Here is a 19,548-nt window from a genome sequence, read left to right on the forward strand (position 1 = left end):
TCTACAGCCCGTCCTGCAACAACTTCAGCGGCAATACAAAGCCCTTGAACAGCGGCTGGGTGAACGGGTTGTTGGCTTTCTCGGTACTGATGCGGTAACGCATGCTGCCGTCCGGGGCGGAGAAACTGAGGTCCACGCTGGTGCTGGTGGTGCCGTTCAGTCGCGCCTGGCTCAGCAGTCGATAAAGCGACCAGGGCCCGCGATAGACCAGGCCGCTGCTGCTGCCACCCGCATTGACGAGGCTCATGCGGCTTTCGTTGTTGGGGGCCAGGGTGTTGGGCCAGATCAGCGCCGTGCTGGTCGTCGGGCCATGGTTGTAGGTCACCAGTTGTCCTTCGACGCTGAGCGAGCTGCTGCGTTTGTTGGGCGCCAGGCCCAAGGGCTCGATATAGAACTGCACGCCGAGTAAGCCGCGACTGTTGAAGAAGGCATCGCGGATGCGATCGGCCGACTCCAGCCGGGTCTGTACGTCAGCCCGCACCAGGTAGCCGCCGAGGCGTTCGGAGTAGAGGGCCTCCAGGTTTTCTTCGAGAAACAGGTTGAGGTACTCCTCGCGGAATTGCTGTAGCCGACCCTGTGGGCCGAAGAACGCGGTGAAGTCTTCCAGCGAAACTTCCTCCCGGCTGCCGGGGCTGAATGGATAGCGATCAGCCAGCCGCTCGCGGTAGAAGCGATGAATGTCGTTATCCCAGCGCCGCTCCAGCTCGCGCAGCGCTTCCACCAGAATCACCCGCGAGGACTCATTGGCCAGTTTGGCCACCTGGCGGTTCATCGGCTCGGGCAGCCCAGCGGCAACCCGCTGCAGGTTGGCGATGGGGTCGGGGCCTTTCAGCGAGAAGCGCTCCACAACCATGGCGAGCGCTGCTTTACCGCGGTCGGGGCTGTCGTGCACCAGGCGGACCTTTTCCTGCACGCTGCCAATTGCCAGCATCGTTTCTTCCAGGTAGGACGCTCGTTCTCCCCGGGCTTCAAGCAGTTGGGTCAATGGCGTGAAGGCACGCACGATTTCCAGGGTCATCGGTGTCTGAGTGGCATCAGCACTGACCTCGGCCACCTGATCGGTCAGTGTCGCCGCCTTATCGATCAGATTCGCCGTGCTGCTGACGGAAGCGGGTCTGACGCCGAGTTCACTGTTATCACGCACTGTTTCGACCAGTCGGCGCAGCGGATCGGCCGGGCCTGTGATACTGCCCAGGATGCTGACGGCGTCGGTGATGTCGTGGAAGTCCCGGACCTCAAGCTGGCTGAGGTTGCGCCGCCAGGTGTCGACGTAGGCGCGGCTGTAGATCGCGCGGATTCGCTCGGCCAGGATTGCTTTATCAGCCTGCGAATAATCAATTCCGGCGCGTTCGCCCAAGGCCCATTGGTCGACCATCGCCAGCTCGGTGAGGCCATCGTTGTGTTGGGCGAAGTAGCTGCGATAGCCGCTGGCGGTCAGCAGGGCATCGATGCGTCCGTCGGAAGAAAGAGACTCCCCTTCAGGCCCCTCCGCCGTTTCGGGTTCGGTCTGGTAGACGATGTCGAAGGCCGGGCCGATTTCATTGCGCAGATCCAGGGGCGAGCGCAGGGATGCGCCGGCCTCCTGGCGCATGGTCATGTACACCCGCTCTGGCAAGGGAATCTGCTGCAGATGCCGCTGAACCACGGCAACCCGATCGTGATAGTTCGGAAGCTGTGTGTCGGCGTACTTCATGGCGTATTCCAGATGCCGCATCAATGCACGCTGGGTGCCGTCGTTGCCCGGGAACGCCCGTTGCCAATAGGCAGCCATCCAGCCTTCCACTACCGGCGTGCGGCGATTTGGGCGATCTTCGATCATTCGGTAAACACGCAGGGCCGCCAGTTGGGCGTCACCCTCGATGTCGGCGCCGTCCAGCGCTTCCATGACGCCGCTGGCCAATGCCGGCAGAAAACGCTGTGAGAGTAACGCCAGGTAGGCTTCGTCCACCTTGGGGCCTATCGCCCGGCCCTGATACAGGCCCATGTTGGCCAGCAGTGGCCAGGCATCGCGGTAGTCGCCATAGACGGCGACGGCGTTGCTGATCTGGTCCAGTGGCTGCAACAGGTTGTATCCGGTTGGGTCCAGCGTGCCGTCGATGGCGCTGGCGCTGAAGTCGCGGCTGCGCTCCATGACACTCGAGGCCTTGTCGCGGTTGACGGTGTAATAGTGGTGCCAGCCGCCAATGATCATCAGGCTGCCCAGCGACGCAATGCCGAAATGCAGGGCGAGGGCGTGTTTCTTCTGTCTCAGGACACGAGGGTTGTCGCCGGCCAGGCCCGACTCGGGATAGATGATGCGCTGGAAAAGTTGCTGGGCAAAATAGACCATTGCCCGTCCGCTGGGGTGCATATTGTTGGCCGACTCGCGCAGGCCGTAAGTTTTTGCCGCCGATGCCACAAAGGCATTGTTGAGCACGCCTTGTTGATACACCGAAGAGAAGAACACGCCGCGTGGCAAGGATGGCGTGGCGAAGCGGTCACTGCCCATCACGTCCGCGAGGAAGTCCAGCAGCACCGAGCGCAAACCGGACATCTGCCGCACCAGCGAATACAGGGACTCGCGTTGGGACGTTTCGCCGACATCCGCCATGGCGTCGAAGACTTGCTCGTTCAGGCGGTCGAGTAAGGCGTCGTAGCGCACACCCAGCTCCTCGAGCCACGCGTCGTAGTCTCGTACCGAATCCAGGGTAAACGTGAAGCCGAAAATATCCTCGCGAGCCGACTTGGGCAGGCGGGCGAACAACGGCTCGAAGCCTTCGAGCAAATCGAACTTGCTCAGCACGACATACAACGGCGGGCGCGTGCCGAGTTCGCGGCTGAGTTCGATCAGCCTTGCCCGCAGCAACATGGCCAGGGCTTTGCGGTCGCTGGGTTTCTGGTTCAGCAAGGTCACCAGGCTGACCATCAGGACGACGCCATTCAGCGGCCGGCGGCTGCGATTGCGCCCCAGCCAGCTGACGAAGCTGTTCCACAGGCGCGAATGAAGGTCTTCCGGTAACCCGGCCGTGGCGCGTCGCAGCGAGGAGTCCTGGTCGACAGTGGCCGAGGCCGGCATTTCGTTTTCTTGCGGGTTGGCTGCAACCCGCGGCTGGCTGATGATCTCGCCCGGAGGGTCGATGAGCACCGCCTGGTCGCCGATGCACCAGTCAATCGGGTAGATCCTGTCCGGGTCGTCCTGCACGCGCCAGCTACCGGCTTTCATTTCTCCTGTCAGGGAGAAGCTCGGGTTGGAGCGGTTCACGAAGCTGGTCTTGCCCGAGTTTTCCTGCCCGAGAATCAGATACCAGGGCATCTGGTACAAGGCATTGCGGCCTTTGAGGTTGGATTGGAGCAGTGCCAGGCTGCGGTCGAGATCGCGTTCCTGTGCTTCGATGTAGCGCAGGCAGCTATCGGTCTGCACTTCCTGATCATGTTTGCGTTCCGCCTCCAATAGCCGAGTGTGCCGACGCAGGTGAAGCGCCCAACCCAGCAACGGAATCACCAGCAACATGATCGTGGCCAGGAACCTCGCGGTCAGGTTGCCGAGGGGCTGCCGCTCGGCAACGGTCCACAGCGGGCCGAGCCACCAGATGGCAATCACGGCCATTGCCAGGGCCAGCAGCATGAGCGGCATGCCGGGTTTGACCCAGCGCAGAACGGGCCGGCCGTATTGTTGCAAGTTGGACCAGATGTTCCTCAAAGCAATGCTCCTGTTCAATTCTTGTGTTCTTCGCCAGCCGGCGCGTGCCGCACCAGCAACTCGTAGAGTTCCGGTTCCCACGCCCGGATGGAGGCGCTGTCCATGACGCTACGCGCCCGGGCATATAAACCTTCGGCGAGCCAGATCAGCCCTCGGGAGGCGAGCAGCTCGGCTGCGATGGCCATGACATGACAGCCGTGTCTCACATCGGTCTTTTGCTGCTGGAGTGTTTCCAGGCGTCGAAGCATCGACTCCACGCCTGTGGAGTCCAGCAGCGCACTCAGTTCGTCTCGCAGTGCCGGGTATTCCAGGCCTGAGCCGGTTTCGGTGTTCTGCGCGGCACCGCTCAGCCAGGCCTGAGTGTCGTCATCGATGAAGGGGCGACCATCGGAAAATTCCAGCGTGGTCAAGGCCGGCAGGCGGGTCACGAAGCGTTCGCTGGCTTGTCGTATGGCCTCGGCTACCCGTGGCATTTCCAGCTTGCGAGCGGTGTCAGCCGACAGATAGCTGCCGCGGAGCCAGTACGGCGACGACGCAACGCTGCGTTCGATCTGTTGCAAGAGGGTCGGGCCGACACTGTTGGTTGTCAGGGCTTCGGCGTAGCCGTCTGCGACATCCCGTGGGACAGCCATCAACTCTGTGCGGTTGTCCTTGGCCGCCGAGGGCACCTGTGTCAGGTGTGACCACAGGGCGAACCGGCGCAGCAGATAGCCGGTCGGGTCATAGGCATCCTGCCGATTGATGATCTCGGCGGCCGAGAGCAGTGAGCGGCGATTCTCCCGTCCATTGCCCGGATTGGACTGCAGGGGAGCGAGGAGCGTATCGGCCAGCGCCTCGCTTCTGGAGGGCTGATAGACGGGGTGTTCGGACAGCTCCGGCGCCCGGGTGGCTTCGGTGTGCTGTCGTAGCTTGCCTTCCAGCTTGCTTAGCTCCGAAACATCCAGCCCGGTCAGCGGTGCATTTGCCTGGAGGTTGTCGAGCGCCTGCTGGCCCGCCTTGTAGAAATCTTCGGCGTAGCCTTTGCGGTCCAGCCTGGGCAGGGCCTCGCTCAGTCGCTCCAGATGCTGCTCAACCAGGCGGCGCTTGCTCGAATAACCCGTGGCACCCGGCTTGGGGTGCCCTGTTTCCCAGTACTTTTCCACCATGCCGGCCAGTACGCCTGCGGCTTCGGCCCAGCTCCGCCAACTGTTCGTTCGCAGGTGCACCGTCATCAGGTGGCCAGCGATGCGGAAGTGCTTGCAGTGGTTGCTCAGGTACTGTCGAGCACTCTGGTCGACGAGGTTCCAATCGATGGCCTGCTCCTGCAGGCCACCGAGCTTGATCATTTCATGATCAATGTCCTGGAACAGCGGGTTCTCTTCATCGAACGTACCCGCAGGCTGGCGCTCATCCAGCGGAGTCAGCAGCGCCTTGATGTCGAGCGGGGGGAGCTGCCTCACCACTGACAGGCCTCCCGTTGTCTCGACATCTGGTCCGCCAGTGCGGTGGCATCGAAACGCATGCCATCGAACGGATCGTGATTGCTCTCGACTTGCAGCAGTTGTGCTGGACGCGTCAGATGGCGCAACTGCTCGATGGCCACCAGCCCACGGCCGGCGTCGCTAATCGTGCCGTCTTCCAGCACTTGCCAGGGACGGGCAGCAGTAATCGGCCTGCCATCCAGCAGCAGCCTGATAGTGATGTGGTTCACCGGCAGTGGGTCGGCGCTCAGCAACTGCAGCCGGGATATGTTCGACAGGCAACTGATCGCCAGGTAGGTTTCGGCGGCAGTACCGCTAAGCGCGGGTGCGGAAATCACCACTTTGTCCTGCCCGGGCAGGGCATCCGCGCTGCGACTGATCCTCGATGCGGTCTCCTCCGGGCGCCTTCCCGCCTCATTGGCATTGACCAGGCGCGTGATGTGGGGCGCCTTCACTGCCTGCTCGGCAACGACCGCATCGGCTGGAGGTTGTTGTGAGGGATAAGTGGGTGGCGTTTCGGCTACGGCATCGAAGCAGGCGAGGCGCTCCAGCGCGGAAGTGATCCGGGTGCAGTCAGGGCCTGCCGCCGTGGCGGGTTCACCACTATCGCAGCCAGCCAGAATCACCGCCGCCAGCACTGTCAGTCTCATCAAACCCTTCCGCTCGGAAGTCAGGCCACCGGCCTGGAGCTGTTTGCACAGAAGTGGCGCAACATCCATGGAATTCATTTCGTCCTCCGGCCTCAGATCAACGTTGCCGCGAACGCGCCATCGGTCCAGCTCAGTTCCGCATGCTGGATTTTTTCCCCGCGAGACAGTCGTTGCAGTACGGCCAGTGACAGGGGTGGGAGCAACTCGCCATCGATGATCGCATCGAGCATGCGCGCTCCATTTCGATGCCGCGCACAACGTGCCCGTAGCTCATTGCGCGCGGCATCGGTGATTGCCAGCGTGGCTTCGTGGCGTTGCTGAAGCTGCTGTACCAGCCGTTGCAGACGTCCATCGATAATCTCGGCGAGTACGTCCTCATTCAGGTAGCAATACGGAACGACCTGCATACGGGCCAGCAATGCCGGTTTGAAAAAGCCCATTAGCCGCTGGCGCAGCACATCGCCTTCCAGGTCTTGCAGCGACTCATCGTCCTGATCGAAGCCCAGGTTGGAGGTCAGGAAGAACAGCACGTTCTGACAGTCGATGCGCCGGCCTTCGCCATCGTTCAGCTCGCCCTTGTCGAAGGCCTGGTAGAACAGGTCGAGCACTTCCGGATGGGCTTTTTCCACCTCATCGAGCAGCACCACCGAATAGGGCTGCTTGCGAATGGCTTCGGTGAGAACGCCCCCCTCGCCATAGCCGACATAGCCAGGCGGAGCACCCAGCAGGCGAGATACGGTGAACTTCTCCTGGTACTCGGACATGTTGATGGTGGTCAGGAACTGTTCACCACCGAAGAGCGCGTTCGCCACCGCCAAGGCGGTTTCCGTCTTGCCGACGCCACTGGGGCCGACCAGCAGGAAGGCGCCGATCGGCGTGCCTGGGCGGCGCAGGTCTGCCAGCGCGGTCAGCAGGCGCCGGTGCAGAATTCCAAGAGCAGTATCCTGGCCTTTGATGCGGCTTTTCAGGTTCGACGGCAAGCTTTCCAGACGCGCCATCTGGTCGCTGCTGATCGTGGTGGCCGGAATGCCCGTCCAGTCGGCAATCACCTGGGCTATCTGTTCAGCGCCGACATCGGCGTGCACCAAGGCGCCTGCACGCTGGAGCTCGCTCAACTGTGTGACCTTTTCGGCCAGTACCCGCGTAACCGTCTCATCGTCGTTGCCAGCTCGCAGGGCAACGATTTCGTCCACCAGTGCTTTTTGTTGTTCCCATGACTGACGCAGTTGCAAGGTGTTACCCAACATGCCCTCGCGGGCCGTGGCCAGCGCTTCCAACCGACCCGGGGCGGTCGCCCGGCCAGCCTTGCCGTCACGTATCAGTTGGGCGGATTCGGCGTCGATCTGTCGGAGTTCGTTCTCCAGTGCGTTGAGTCGCCTTGGCGGCTCGGCCAGTGCAGACGCGACTCGGGCACAGGCGGTATCGAGCACGTCGATGGCCTTGTCCGGCAACTGCCGTCCAGAGAGGTAGCGGCTCGACAGGGCGGCGGCGGCTTGCAGCGCGTCATCGCCGATGAACACCTGATGCGATGCTTCGTAGACGGGGCGCAAGCCACGCAGAATGTGCACGGCCTGTTCGGTGGTGGGTGACTCCAGTTTGACCAACTGGAAGCGGCGGGTCAGGGCGGGGTCCTTCTCGAAGTATTTCTTGTACTCCGACCAGGTCGTAGCGGCGATGGTGCGCAGCTCGCCCCGCGCGAGCGCCGGCTTCAGCAGGTTTGCCGCGTCGCTGCCGCCGGCGAGGTTGCCGGCGCCGATCAGGGTGTGGGCCTCGTCGATGAACAGGATGATCGGCCGGGCGGCGCCCTTGACCTCGTCGATTACCGCCTTCAGGCGTTTTTCGAACTCACCCTTCACGGCAGCACCTGCCTGCAGGGCACCCAGGTCCAACCCCCACAGTTCGACCCTGCGCAGCGGCTCGGGCACGCGGCCCTGCACGATCCGCAGGGCGAGGCCTTCTACCACTGCGCTCTTGCCGACGCCCGCATCGCCCACCACGATGGGGTTGTTCTTGCGCCTGCGCGAAAGGATATCGATCATCAGATCCATCTCGGCATCGCGACACAGCACCGGGTCCATGCGTCCTTCGCGTGCCTGGGCGGTGAAGTTGTGGCCGAACCTGGCCAGCGCACTGTCCTCGCCTGGCTTTGCTGCCGATGCCTGCGGTTCAGCTGTAACCTGCAACGTTTCCGCAGAGGCCGCCAACTGCGTCGCAAAGCGTTTACGCAGTGATTCGCGGTTGACCCCGTCGAGCAAGCGGATGGCCGCCAGAGGCAGGTAGCGTGCCGGACTGAGCAGTGCCGCCAGGAAGACCGCGCCGCTGCGTATGTGCGGTTGTCCCAGTTCTACCGAACTGAGCAGCCAGGCATCTTGTAAAACCTCAACAAGAAGCGGGGAAAAGGACGGGTACTGGCTGCGACCTGAATCACGGTCCTCGAAGCCGCTGGACAGGGCATGCCGCACGGCATCGACGGCCAGGCCTGCGCTGGCGATCGTGATGCGGACGTCGCAGGCAGGCTGGCCGAGGAATGCCGTCAGCAAATGCATAACGGTCACCTCCGCGCCGCCTTGGTCGATGCACAGGTTTCCTGCTTCTTCCAGCGCCTGCCGGCAGCAGGGACTGAGACGTTCTAATAGCGCAGCCGGATCAACCGTGATCATTTTTTGTAATTCACCTTTAGATAAGCAGGAAGTACTTCCTTGTTGCGCGGTCGCCCACTGTATGGGGCGTGTCGATTGTTCCGCGTGACACTTGGGTTCTATTGAAAAAGTGCAACGAAACTGGAGGTGCGCAACGACCTGAAAAGAAAGCATTAAAGTTGATTACTTGTATATAGGAATATTCCGGTAGGGCTTCGAAAGGTTTCTTATAGTTTGTTACTTAAAGTTTGAGGGTATTTCCTATTGGTAATTAGGAAATTTCCTATTTTTTTGCTGCTTGTCCTTGCTCTAGCCTTGGCGCTGTTTTGAGTTGAGGCGAGTTCGCTGGCGTTGCTCCGGTATTGGTATGGGGCGAAATGGCTGATCTATTCGTGGGCTGGATAATTTCTATGTGACTCGATGAGCTCATCGGGGCGCCGCGTTTCATCGCAATCGTGTAGTGGTATTTCGATGAGCGCCAATTAATAAGCGAACTTCCGGAGAAGTGGTTCATGGCAAATAAAAGAGGCTCGGTCGCCCCCAAGGAGCGAATCAATATCACCTATGTTCCCGCCACCAACGGTGAGCAGGAAGAGGTGGAGCTCCCTTTGCGATTGTTGGTGGCGGGGGACTTTATGGGGCGAGAGGAGGACAGTGCGCTCGAAGATCGAATTCCGGTTCGTATCGACAAGGACACCTTCAACAGTGTCATGGCGGAGCAGTGCATCAGCCTCAAGGAAAGTGTTTCCAGTGCACTTTCAGAAAGTGCGGAAGACACGCTGGACATAGATCTCAAATTCCGCGCCATCGATGACTTTGGCCCTGATGCGGTCGCCCGCCAGATTCCTGAGTTGAACAAGTTGCTCGAATTGCGCGAGGCGTTGGTCGCCCTCAAGGGGCCTCTTGGCAATGTTCCGGAGTTCCGCAAGCAACTGCAGGCCATGTTGGGTGACGAAGCTGCGCGCGGCCAGCTTGCCAAGGAGCTGGAGGCAGTGCTGGGCGAAAGCCTGAACTGATCCGGTTCTGTCCGGCCCGAATGGGCTGACGAGCAATTCATCCATTCATTTTTCAAGGGATATGAGCATGACCGAAGCGCAATCCGCCCCTGTCGAGCAACAACGTTCAAATCATGAAGGTGGCCTGCTGGCCCAGATCCTTGCTCAGACGCGAATCGAGCCAAGCCAGGAAGGGTATGCCGTTGCCGAGCGCGGTGTAGCTGCTTTCATTGCCGAAATGCTCAAGTCGTCTGATCAACAGCGACCGATCAACAAGCAGTTGGTCGACCAGATGCTGGCGCAGATCGACGCCAGGATCGGCAAGCAAATGGACCTGGTACTTCATCACCCGAGGTTCCAGGCGCTGGAGTCGAGCTGGCGTGGTCTCAAGTTCCTCATTGACCGTACGGACTTCCGCGAAAACACGATCATCGATCTGCTGCACGTGACCAAGCCGGAGTTGCTTGAGGACTTCGAAAGCGCCAGCGATATTACTCGCAGTGGCCTTTATCGACACGTCTACACCTCCGGCTACGGCCAGTTTGGCGGTCTGCCGGTGGGATGCATGGTCAGTAACTACACCTTCGGACCGTCGGCTCCGGATATCAAGCTGCTCGGCTACGTCGCCTCTGTCGGAGCGATGGCCCATGCACCATTCCTCGGTGCTGTCGGTCCGGAAATGTTCAATCTTGAGTCGTTCCAGGAGCTGTCGAACCTCAAGGAAGTGAAGGACATTTTCGACGGGCCACGCTTCACCAAGTGGCGCGGCCTGCGCGATTCCGAGGACGCTCGTTATCTGGGGCTGACCATGCCGCGCTTCCTGCTGCGCCAGCCTTACGACCCACTCGAGAACCCTGCTCGCAGTTTTGACTATCGCGAGACCATCGACGGCGATCACCACAACTACCTCTGGGGTAACACCTCATTTGCGCTAGCCGGTCGCATCGTCGACAGCTTTGCCAAGTATCGTTGGTGTCCGAACATCATCGGTCCGCAGTCGGGCGGTACCGTAGATGACCTGCCGGTTCATCTTTACGAATCCCTTGGCCAGCTTCAGGCCAAGATCCCTACCGAAGTGCTGGTCTCTGACCGTCGCGAGTTCGAGCTGTCCAGCGAAGGCTTCATTCCGCTGACCATGCGCAAAGGCAGCGACAACGCGGCCTTCTTCTCGGCCAACTCGGTGCAGCGTCCCAAAGTGTTCGCGAAGACGCCCGAAGGCCAGGCGGCGCAGACGAACTACATGCTCGGCACGCAGTTGCCCTACATGATGATCATCAACCGGCTGGCCCACTACCTCAAGGTGCTCCAGCGCGAGCAGATTGGTAGCTGGAAAGAGCGTCCGGACCTGGAGCGGGAGCTCAACAATTGGATCCGGCAGTACGTCGCCGACCAGGAAAGCCCGTCTTCCGATGTGCGCAGCCGTCGACCTCTGCGCGCGGCGAAAATCGCGGTGCAGGACGTCGAGGGTAATCCTGGCTGGTATCAGGTATCGCTGTCGGTCCGCCCGCACTTCAAGTACATGGGCGCCAACTTCGAACTCTCGCTTGTCGGTCGGCTCGACAAGGAATGACGGTGAATCCGACCGTATCGCCCTCGTCAGGTCTGGGGAGCCTGTTTCAGCGGCTCGACCCGGATCTGCCGCCTCGGCGCTTGCGCACCCGGCAGGGATTGGCTTCAGAGCGGATTCTAGCCATCAAGAACAATCTGGAGCAGTTGCTCAATTCTCGTCAGGGTGGCTCGCAGAGCTGCCCTGGCTTGGGGTTGCCTGACATGAATGATGCCGCTGCTGGGCAGTTGGAGCTGAGAAATCAGATCTGTCAGAACATCCGCGAAATGATCGCTCTCTATGAGCCTCGAGTCCGGGTACTGGACGTTCGCATGCTTGCCGCGGCTGAGCAGCCGCTGGGTCTGTGCTTTCGCCTGCACTGTCAGATCCCGCTTGTGGAGGCGTCCGAGCAGGTCGAAATAGACCTGCTGGTTCATCAGCGACAGCAACGGATTCAGGTGCTGTGAATACACTGGCCGAGGAGGCGGGATGCCACTGAAGAGCAAGTTCCGGGAGGAGCTGGATTATCTGCGTCGGCTCGGTCGAGTGTTCTCGCGCAACAATCCGCAACTGGCTCGGTTTCTGGGCGACGAGGCTACCGACCCGGATGTCGAGCGGCTGCTGGAGGGCTTCGCGTTCCTGACGGCCAGGCTGCGGCTGAAGATCGACGATGACTTTCCGGAACTGACGCATCCTCTGTTGCAACTGCTGTGGCCGAACTATCTGCGGTCGCTTCCCAGTGCCACCATCATGCAGTTTCCACCCGTGGACCGGTCGATCACCGTCCGCCAGCGTATCGCCAAGGGCGCGCGTATCCGCTCGCGCAGCGTCGACGGTGTGGAGTGTGAGTTTCGCACCTGCGCGAATGTCGATGTCTATCCGTTGCAGATCAGCGGAATCAGCGATGTGCATTCGCTGGAGAAATCGACGGTCCGCGTGGACCTCATCACCCTGAGTGGAAATCCGCCAAGTACCTACGATTGCGACCGCCTGGATTTCTACCTGAGTGGCGGCGACTACACCGCCATGACCTTGTATCTGTGGCTGTCCAGATACCTGGCCGATGTGCGTCTGGAGTGTGACGGCGTGGTCAGGCACATACCTGCCAGCCAGATCGTTTTCCCGGGGTTCAGCCCGGACGAAGCATTGCTGCCTTACCCCAAAAACGCCCTGGACGGATACCGCATCCTGCAGGAGTACTTCCTTTTTCCTCGCCGCTATTTCTTCTTCGGCCTCGTTGGGCTGCGTGCCCTTTGGCCCACCACCAGCACCGAGCGTATCCGCCTGGAGTTCCGTTTTACCCGGCCCATGCCGGACGATGTGCGCGTACAGACCGGTGACATGGCGCTGTACTGCGCGCCTGCGGTTAATCTCTTCGAGCACGACGCCGAACCGGTGAGGCTGACCGGGAAGACCCTCGACCATCGTGTGCACCCGGCGGGCAAGCGGCCCGATGCCTATGAGGTGTTCAGCATCGATCGCGTCGACGGCTGGAAGAGCGAAGCTTCCGATCAGCCTGGCGCCTGGCTGCGAACCTACCAACCGTTCGAGTCCCTTCGTCATCAGATCGATTTCGAGCAGGGGCGGACCGTCCTCTACTACCGCACCCGAATCGCCCCTTCGCTGATGAGTGCCGGTGTCGAGCACCGGGTATCGTTCGTGCGCAGCGATGAACAACGCTACATCGGGCGGGAGGAAACCGTTTCTTTCGCCCTGACCTGCAGCAATCGTGACTTGCCACAGGCATTGGCGGTGGGCGATATCTGCATACGCACGCCGGGCATGCCCACCTTCGTAGCTTGCCGCAACCTGACCCCGCCCACCCCTTCGTACCGACCGGTGCTGGAAGGTGATTTGCTGTGGACGCTTATCTCCAACCTGTCGCCGACCTACCTGTCGCTACTGTCGGCCGAGCCCTTGAAGGCCGTTATCCGCGCCTATGATTTTGCCGCCCACCATGACGTCCAGCGTGCACGCTCCACACAGATGCGCCTGGGCGCCTTGCTGGAGGTGCAGACGGCTCCAATCGATCGCATGTTCAAGGCACTTCCCATCCGCGGATTGCGCACCGTGGTCAAGCTCGATCAGGACGGGTTCTCCTGCGAGGGCGATCTGTACCTCTTTGGCACGGTGCTGAGCCACTTCCTCTCCGTGTACGCCAGCATTTCCTCCTTCCATGTGCTGGAGGCCATCAACGTCAAGAATCAGGAGCACTACGCATGGCCGATGCGCAGCGGAACCCAGCCCCTGATTTGAATGACGTTTTGCTTGGCGAGGCCAGGAGTCATGACTTCTTCTGCCTGCTCGAGCGCCTGCACGGGTTGCATGGTGATGATCTGGAGTCTGCCGAGGCCTACGCGGCCGATCAGCAGCGCATTCGCCTGAGCAATTTTGCCGGCGTCGGTTTCCCGGCCTCTGATGTCTTCCTGGCGCAGCGTCTGGAGGGGAATCTGCCGCATCAGTACCTTGTGCAGGCGACCTTCTTCGGTATGCACGGTCCCGACTCCCCGCTGCCGTCGTACTACCTCGAACGCCTGGCTTACGAGGCGGGGCAGGGCGAGGGTATCCGTCCTGCCTTTTTCGACTTTTTCAACCACCGCCTGCTGACCCTGCTTCACCAGGCCTGGCGCAAATACCGCCACTACATCCGCTTTCGCCCGGGCGCGAGTGACCGGCTTTCGCAGCGTCTCTTCGCCCTGGTAGGGCTCAAGGATGATGCCATTCGCGGCGCCACGCCGATCGCCTGGAGCCGGCTGCTCAGCTTCGCCGGTGCCGTGGTTCATCGCAGTCGCTCGCCTGCCATGGTAACGGGGCTCATTGCTCACTGCTTCGACCTGCCGGACGTCAGCATCCGCGACTTCGAGCTGCGCTATTCCGATATCGACCCGGACGACCGCACGCAGCTTGGGCTGCGCAACGGGCAACTGGACGAAAGCTTTCGCATCGGCGACAGCGTCCGAACGCGCCACTGCAAATTCACCATCGTTATCCACAGCCTGTCGGAGGCACGTTTTCGCGAGTTCCTGCCCAACGGCGAGAACTTCGAGCGGTTACGCATGCTGGTCGCCTATCTGCTGCGCGACCAGACCCCTTGCGACCTTGAACTGGGGCTGTGCGAGAACGAAATCCCCGCCTTCAACCTGGGGCATGACACCGGCTGCCAGCTTGGCTGGACCAGCTTTCTCGAGCAGCCGCACCTGCGCACGCCTCCCCCTGTTCGACTCACGGTACGCACATGACTGTAGATAACGCCGTTCGGCGCCTGTCCCTGGTGGTGGACAACCCCCAGGCGCTCCAGCAAGGCAGCAAACCTGGCCATGTCTTCGTTGCCGAAGGCGGCACCATTGGATCGCAGAACGCCAGCTGGACACTGCGCGACCGCAACGGTGGGGTCAGCCCCCGGCATTGCGAGATCCTTCTTGAGGATGGTGCTTTCCTGGTTATCGACCGCTGTGGCAACACCACCGTCAATGACCAGACACAACCGCTCGGTACCAACGCCTGCGCCAGGTTGAGCAATGGCGACAGGCTGCACATCGGTCCGTACCTGATCTCCGTTCACCTGGGCGATGAACTTCACCCTTCGGGCGATTCCGGGCTTCATTCCAGCGAACCGGGACATCTGCCCATGGATTTTCTGGAGGCATTGCCCAACGCCGAAGCGCATGACGTCGATAGCGACTATCGACAGCAATCAGGCTGGAACGAGTTCCAGGCGCTCGGTGCCCCGCAAGGGCCTCAAGGCCTGCTCGATCCTCTCGAAGCGCTCGACGTCGCCCACGACGGCTCAATTGCCCATCTCGATCCGAATCACTACGGACAAACGCCGCTGGCCGCCCAGGCCGACGTCGGCAGCACCCGATCCGAAGCCATCTACGGCGCACCCATGCATGCCCCAGGAGAACCCAACATGTCGGAACAGGACACACAGCCCGCGGCCGCCCGAGAGTGGGTTCAACGCCAGTTTTCCAGCAACGCAGAGCCGGTCGGCCTGGTCGAACCCCTGGTGGAGGGTATTGGCGCAGCGGTTGGAGCGATCGATGAGCAGGAGGCCTATGCGCTGCTGAACGAGTCGGGACGTGCACTCGGCGCGTTGATTCGCGGCCTGTGCGCCCTGAATGCTCCCCAGGCTGACGATCAGCAAAGAATTTCCCTGGCCGGGCGCACGCTGCAGCCCATCGAAGACAACCCTTTGCGTCTGGGACAAAACTACCCGGACACCGTGCGAGCGCTTTTTTCCGCCGAGCGCAGCGTTGTTCACCTGTCACCCTCGGCGGCAGTGGAAGAGTCGCTTGAGCAGATTCGCCGACAGCAGGTGGCGACACATAAGGCCATCACCGCCGGGCTCGCCGCGCTCTTGCAGGCGTTCTCACCCGGACAACTGGAGCGGAGATTCCAACGCTATTGCCCTGCACGCAGCGGACAGCCGCAGGCTGCCGACTGGGCGTGGCAAATGTACGGGCACTATTACGACGAACTGACCTCCGGCCGGCAGCAAGGCTTCGACAAGCTGTTCTGGGAAGTTTTCGAGCAAGCCTTCGATCAGGCGCTGCGCGCGGAGGCATGATGAGGCACGCCATTGCGCTCCTGCTGGCCTCGGCCGCGCTTGTCGGCTGCAGCACCGTGGGCAACGTGCTCACAAAGACGGGTCAGGTGCTGATGACTCCGTCTATCCAGGTCGGTGCTGCGCAGGACCAACCTTCCCAGGTCGCTCTGAGCTTGTACGCCAGCCCGGACGTCAACCCTAACTCGCTCAGCTACCCGGCGGCGCCCTTCGATGAAGCGGAGCCATCGTCATGGGACCAGGAGGAGCAGGGGCCTTTCGCGGTCAATTTTCGCAGTGCTAGCAAAGACGAACTGATCGAGCATCTGCGTGCACTGCTCGGTCATTTCGAGAACGAGCGAATGAGCGCCTTCACCACCCTCGCTGTGCGTCAGCGCCTGGCGATTCCCGGTTTGGTCGTAGACGAGCACGCGCCACCCCTGACCCTTGGCAAATCACAGCCAGAAACCCTGTTCGACGGCACCACGACCGAGCGATGGCCACTTCCCTCGAACTGGATGCTGCGCCAAGGGGTGTTGCTATCTACCCGTGAAAGTGGCGTCGGGGCCTCCGCCATGGATAGCCCGGACCTGGGCCAATACGGCCGTGGTCCGGTCCTGGCTCAGGCGGCTGAAGTGCGTGCTCCACCGAGCAATGCCACGCCCATTGGCTTTCGCGTATTGCAGTTGAAGGACGACTCCATGCTCGAAAACGCCGACCCCGAGTCGCTCCGCAACACGCCCGAGAAAGCATTGGGCAGCACCCTCCTGGCCTCTGACGACTACATCCTCACGCCTGGCCAGTTCAAGTTCATCGAGTTCGCCGACGTCGACGAAAAGGCGCGCTACATCGCGGTGGTGGCGGATTTCCACGACCCCAATGCGGAGCGCTGGCACGACGTTTTTCGCATCGAGCCTCGCGGTCGCAAATACCCGCTCATGGTGATGCTGCAAGGCAGCCGTGTTGCGCTCACCGATGAAAGCTACCGCTCCGCGCCAGTCCCTGGCGACGCCTCCTCCCCTGCGAGAACTTACCGATGACCACCCGCAATCCCGTCGTCTGGGGCGAAGGACTCTTCGTCAAACCCCAGCATTTCCAGCAGACCACCCGATATCTGGAGCACTGCATCAATGCCCGCAGTGGTAGCCGGTACTGGTATGGCTTCACCGAACTGGAGCTGAACCAGGAGTTTCTCGCCTTCGGCAAGATCGCCATCATTCGCGCCCGGGGTGTCATGCCGGACGGCACGTTGTTCGACATCCCGCATGATCAGCCGCCGCCGGATCCGCTGACTATCCCGGACGCCAGCGCGGCCAACCAGACGGTCTATCTCACGCTGCCGTTGCGTTCGGACGGCACCGGCCAGGTACGCTGGCCTGACAGCTATGGCAATACCCGCTATCTACTGAACTCGGAAGATGTCCGTGACATTCACAGTCACCAGGGCAATCACGCCCCGCTGGACCTGGCCGTGCCCAACTTGCAGCTGGCACTGGAGCGCGACGATCGCAGTGCCTTCACCAATCTGGCCCTGAGCCGCATTCTGGACCTGCGGCCCGACGGCAGCCTGCTGATGGACGCAGGGTTCTACATCACCGGTCTGCATCTCAATGCCATTCGTCCGCTGGCGCATTTCATGGAGGAAATCTCTTCGCTGATGCACGAGCGGGCCAAGAGCATCGCCCAACGCATCGGTTCGCCCGCTCAGTCCGGGGTGGCGGACTTCACAGATTTCAGCCTTCTGCAGGCCCTCAATCGCTGGCAGCACCAATTTCGCCATTTGGCGCGGGATCCCGACGTACGCCCTGTCGATGCCTATCTGGCCTGCGGGCAAGCCAGCGGCGAGCTAGCCACCTGCATCGACGGCTCGCGCCTTGCGCCCGAGTTCCCCGCCTATCAGCACGACAACCCGAAAAACACCTTCCTGATGCTGGAGCAAACCCTGCGCCGCCTGCTCGGCACCGTGCTGCAGCCGCGCGCCGTATCGCTTCCGCTGGTCAAGCAGGCGCACGGCATTCTCACTGCGCAGATCAACGATGGCAGCCTGATGGAAAGTGCCGATTTCATCCTCGCTGTGCATGCCCGAATGCCGCTGGAGAAGATGCGCCACTTGTTCCTGCAGCAGGCCAAGGTCGCCTCCCAGCAAACACTGCTCGACCTCATCCGCCTGCAACTGCCAGGCATCCCGCTCAGTCCGCTGCCCGTGGCGCCCAGACACCTGCCGTTCCACGCCGGCTTTACCTACTTCCAGCTCGATCGCACCGCCGGCAACTGGCAGAAGATGATGCCGAAGGGCGCTGACAGCTTCGGTTTCCACATCAGCGGTGATTTCCCGGAACTGCAACTGCAGTTCTGGGCGATCCGGAGTCAATGACATGAGCACTTCAACCCAGACCGGCAACGACCTGTCCGAGGTTATCGGATCACCGGCGCCTGGCCGGGCGCGGGACAATTTGCAGCGTTCCGCGGCATCCGAGGGCATTCAGGACAAGAACAGGGTGCTCTTCGAATCTTCGGGCAATACCGACCAGGACACCGACCTGCAATTCCAGTTGCGCGGTCACAGCCTCAATCCGCTGATAGATGCCGCCCAGCAAATGCTTGGCCTGGTGATACGACTGCGCCGGCTAGACCGGTGCGATGACATACCTGCGCTCTATTCCACGGTACGCGACCAGATCACTGCGCTCTCCGAGGAAGTTCGTCAGCGGGGTTACGACGGTGCCACGCAACTGGCCTACCGCTACGCACTGTGTGCCTTTATCGACGAAGCCGTGATGGCCACGGAGTGGGGGCGCGCTTCTCTATGGCGGGAGCGCTCGCTGCTCAGCTACCACCACAACGAAACCTGGGGCGGCGAGAAGTTCTTTACCGTCCTCGCGCGTATGCAGATAGACCCGGCTCGCTACCGTGACGTGCTGGAGTTCAAGTACCTCTGCCTGTGCCTTGGTTTCCAGGGCAAGTACGGCCAGCAGCACAACAACAAGGATGTCCTCAATGGCGTCATCGGCAAGCTGCATCGAATCCTCCGCACGCAGCGCGGCGACAGCCCCGAGCGCCTGATCGACCCGCCGGACAACGTGGCATCCCGTCGCTATCGCCTGGCACGGCAATGGCCGCTGTGGACGCCCTGGGCGATTGCCGGTGCGGTCCTGCTCGCGGCCTATCTCTACTTCTCCATCAGTCTGGGGAGCACCACCGAAGAGGTGCTCAAGTCCCTCGACTTCATCCTCAAATCCTGACGTTCGAGCAGTTCAGCCACTGCTCATGAATTTGAAGTAACGCTTGCTTCAAACCCCTTGCCATCACCGATGGCGCCATGGCCCACAAGGCCTTTACACCAACGAAACAAGGAGGCAATCCATGCCAACTCCTGCATATATCAGCATCCATGGAAAAACCCAGGGATTCATTACCGACGGCGCATTTACCGACGAGTCCGTGGGTAACATCTATCAGCAGGGTCACGAGGAGCAGATCCTGGCCCAGGAAATCGAACACCTGATCAGCACTCCGACCGATCCGCAAAGCGGCCAGCCTGCCGGTCAGCGCGTGCACGGGCCTTTCACTTTCACGTCGTCGCTGAACAAGGCCACCCCGATGTTGTACCAGGCACTATCCACCGGCGAGACCCTGACGGAGGTAGAAGTGAGGTGGTATCGCACCTCCACCGATGGGCATCAGGAGATGTTCTTCACCACCCGCCTTGAAGACGCCACCATCGTCAGCATCAACACCGTCTTGCCCCACGCCCAAGATCCTGAAATGGCCGGGTACACCCAACTGGTCAAGGTCGCCATGGCCTACCGCAAGATCATCTGGTCCCACGTCATCTGCGGTACCGAGTCCTCGGACGACTGGCGCAAACCTCAGGAAGCCTGATCACCAGGTAGTTCTGGCGACCGGCGCTGTAGCGCGCCGGTCGTTTTCTCTCGCACAAGGAGTAGTGGCCCGATTCAGGGCTGACGAGGACTTTCCATGCCCGCCCAATCCGACCTGCGCTTCACCTTCACCGCCGGTTCCGATGACTTCGAAG

14 protein-coding genes are annotated in these 19,548 nt (G+C 61.3%); 10 read left to right on the forward strand and 4 right to left on the reverse strand.

Going from position 1 to position 19,548, the window contains the following annotated elements; genetic code table 11:
• Position 1: 1 nt before the first annotated feature.
• The 4 genes from tssM to tssH form a co-directional block, all read right to left on the reverse strand.
• Positions 2-3,679, reverse strand: coding sequence for a type VI secretion system membrane subunit TssM (tssM, locus tag DM374_RS14120; RefSeq protein ID WP_110970392.1), 3,678 nt, complete (start codon positions 3,677-3,679; stop codon positions 2-4).
• Between the two features lie 14 nt (positions 3,680-3,693).
• Positions 3,694-5,118 carry a type VI secretion system protein TssA gene (gene tssA, locus DM374_RS14125; RefSeq protein WP_110970407.1) on the reverse strand — a complete coding sequence of 475 codons (1,425 nt, stop codon included), beginning with the start codon at positions 5,116-5,118 and terminating at the stop codon, positions 3,694-3,696.
• Positions 5,115-5,789, reverse strand: coding sequence for a type VI secretion system-associated protein VasI (vasI, locus tag DM374_RS14130; RefSeq protein ID WP_110970408.1), 675 nt, complete (start codon positions 5,787-5,789; stop codon positions 5,115-5,117). Before vasI ends, tssA begins: the two co-directional genes overlap by 4 nt.
• Before the next feature lie 92 nt (positions 5,790-5,881).
• Positions 5,882-8,449, reverse strand: a complete 2,568-nt coding sequence (gene tssH, locus DM374_RS14135) for a type VI secretion system ATPase TssH (RefSeq protein WP_110970393.1) — start codon at positions 8,447-8,449, stop codon at positions 5,882-5,884.
• Between the two features lie 491 nt (positions 8,450-8,940).
• Between tssH and tssB the strand changes: the two genes are divergently transcribed.
• The 10 genes from tssB (at position 8,941) to DM374_RS14185 (ending at position 19,394) form a co-directional block, all read left to right on the forward strand.
• The gene (gene tssB, locus DM374_RS14140) at positions 8,941-9,444 is read left to right on the forward strand and encodes a type VI secretion system contractile sheath small subunit (RefSeq protein WP_110970394.1); all 504 of its coding nucleotides are present in this window, start codon (positions 8,941-8,943) and stop codon (positions 9,442-9,444) included.
• 67 nt (positions 9,445-9,511) lie between these two features.
• A complete protein-coding gene (gene tssC / locus DM374_RS14145) occupies positions 9,512-10,993 on the forward strand; it encodes a type VI secretion system contractile sheath large subunit (protein ID WP_110970395.1) in 1,482 nt (493 codons plus the stop codon).
• Positions 10,990-11,436: a type VI secretion system baseplate subunit TssE gene (tssE, locus tag DM374_RS14150; protein WP_110970396.1), complete on the forward strand. Its 447-nt coding sequence runs from the start codon at positions 10,990-10,992 to the stop codon at positions 11,434-11,436. Before tssC ends, tssE begins: the two co-directional genes overlap by 4 nt.
• Before the next feature lie 22 nt (positions 11,437-11,458).
• Positions 11,459-13,225, forward strand: a complete 1,767-nt coding sequence (tssF, locus tag DM374_RS14155; RefSeq protein ID WP_110970397.1) for a type VI secretion system baseplate subunit TssF — start codon at positions 11,459-11,461, stop codon at positions 13,223-13,225.
• Positions 13,189-14,208: a type VI secretion system baseplate subunit TssG gene (gene tssG, locus DM374_RS14160; RefSeq protein WP_110970398.1), complete on the forward strand. Its 1,020-nt coding sequence runs from the start codon at positions 13,189-13,191 to the stop codon at positions 14,206-14,208. The genes tssF and tssG overlap by 37 nt, the downstream gene beginning before the upstream one ends.
• Positions 14,205-15,536 carry a type VI secretion system-associated FHA domain protein TagH gene (gene tagH, locus DM374_RS14165; RefSeq protein WP_110970399.1) on the forward strand — a complete coding sequence of 444 codons (1,332 nt, stop codon included), beginning with the start codon at positions 14,205-14,207 and terminating at the stop codon, positions 15,534-15,536. Before tssG ends, tagH begins: the two co-directional genes overlap by 4 nt.
• On the forward strand, positions 15,536-16,552 hold the full coding sequence (tssJ, locus tag DM374_RS14170; protein WP_157969696.1) for a type VI secretion system lipoprotein TssJ: 1,017 nt from the start codon (positions 15,536-15,538) through the stop codon (positions 16,550-16,552). Before tagH ends, tssJ begins: the two co-directional genes overlap by 1 nt.
• Positions 16,549-17,886: a type VI secretion system baseplate subunit TssK gene (gene tssK, locus DM374_RS14175; protein ID WP_110970401.1), complete on the forward strand. Its 1,338-nt coding sequence runs from the start codon at positions 16,549-16,551 to the stop codon at positions 17,884-17,886. The genes tssJ and tssK overlap by 4 nt, the downstream gene beginning before the upstream one ends.
• A 1-nt stretch (position 17,887) precedes the next feature.
• Positions 17,888-18,754, forward strand: coding sequence for a type IVB secretion system protein IcmH/DotU (gene icmH, locus DM374_RS14180; RefSeq protein WP_110970402.1), 867 nt, complete (start codon positions 17,888-17,890; stop codon positions 18,752-18,754).
• Positions 18,755-18,875: 121 nt separating this feature from the next.
• Positions 18,876-19,394, forward strand: coding sequence for an Hcp family type VI secretion system effector (locus tag DM374_RS14185; RefSeq protein ID WP_110970403.1), 519 nt, complete (start codon positions 18,876-18,878; stop codon positions 19,392-19,394).
• The last annotated feature ends 154 nt before the right edge of the window (positions 19,395-19,548 follow it).

This window comes from Pseudomonas huaxiensis (assembly GCF_003231275.1).
GTDB lineage: Bacteria > Pseudomonadota > Gammaproteobacteria > Pseudomonadales > Pseudomonadaceae > Aquipseudomonas > Aquipseudomonas huaxiensis.